The sequence below is a fragment of the Eggerthella sp. genome, from assembly GCF_048329335.1.
Taxonomy (GTDB): Bacteria; Actinomycetota; Coriobacteriia; order Coriobacteriales; family Eggerthellaceae; genus Eggerthella; species Eggerthella lenta.
Map to the genome: position 1 here is coordinate 1 of NZ_DBFEGU010000399.1, position 1,155 is coordinate 1,155.

2 protein-coding genes are annotated in these 1,155 nt (G+C 69.2%); both read right to left on the minus strand.

Translation table 11 applies throughout. The features are described 5' to 3' along the window. Positions 1 to 407: EAL domain-containing protein (locus ACMO6A_RS12415; protein ID WP_418471346.1), on the minus strand; the 407-nt coding region annotated here is incomplete at its 3' end. Between the two features lie 56 nt (positions 408 to 463). Then, a partial coding sequence (locus ACMO6A_RS12420; protein ID WP_418471347.1) for a diguanylate cyclase domain-containing protein occupies positions 464 to 1,155 on the minus strand: 692 nt, incomplete at its 5' end.

The following is a 1,155-nucleotide window of genomic DNA, read 5'->3' on the forward strand; positions in this document are numbered from 1 at the left end:
GATTCCCAGCGCACGAGCGCCTCGAGGCCGACGATGCGGTTCGTGGCCAGCTCGACCTTCGGCTGGTAGTAGGCCGTGAACTCGCCCTGCTCCAGCGCGGTGCGCGCCAGCGCCACCACCGCGCGCTCGGCCACGTCGCGATCCTTCATGTCGGCCGTGTAGAGCGCCGCCTCGCTCGCCGACGTCTCGCCCACGCTGTCGCGCGCGTAGCGGGTGCAGTCCATGAGCTCGGCCAGGGCCTGCGCATCCAGCCGGCGCGACCCGTCCGGACGCTCCACGATGCAGGCGCCGGCGTGCAGGAGCAGGCGGTGCGAGTGGGAGCGCAGCACGTCCAGGTTGTTGAAGCGGCGGTCCAGCTCCGCGAACTGCTCGAGGAAATCCTCCCAACCGTTCCACTGCACCAGCACCACGAACTCGTCTGCAGTGATGTGCGCGTGGTGCTCGCCGTCGCGTTCAAGCTCGCCTAAAAGCTGGTGAGCGCCTTCAGCAGCCGGTCGCCCTCCGCATAGCCGAACGCGGCGTTGAAGCTCTTGAAGCGTACGATGTCCAGGTACACGATGGCGTGCTCCCCGCTGCCGGCATGCTCGAGCACGCCGGCAGCACCCGTGCGGAAGCGGGCGAGCGTCCAGCCGCCCGTGAGCGGGTCGGTGAAGGACAGCTCCTCGATGTGGCGCGCCGTGCGCAGCTTCGTGCGGCCCAGGTAGAGCGCGCCGGCCAAGAGCACCCCGAACAGCGCCACGAGCCCCGAGATGATCTGCAGCGGGTACTGGCGCAGGAAGTCCAGCGGCGTGGTGGGGTGGACGGCCCGCGAGCTCTGCGACACCCAGGTGGTCATCTTGCTCTCCGCCGTGTACTGCACGCAGCGGTCAAGCACGCTCAGCAGGCGCGCGTCGGCGGTCCCCGCCACGCCGATGCTCATGGCGTTCGTGTAGTCGGTGACGGTGGTGACGGTAAGCGACTCGTACTGCGATTCGGCCAGCAGGTAGTTCGCCACGTGCGTGTCGGCATAGGCTGCATCGGCGGCGCCCGTCAGCACGGCATTGACGCACTGCTTCGGCGTGTCGAAGTACAGCACCTCGTCCCCCACGTGCTGGCGCTCCATCTCGGCAGCCAGGGCGAAGCCCCGCGGCAGGGCGATGCGCGAGCCTTCGGAGG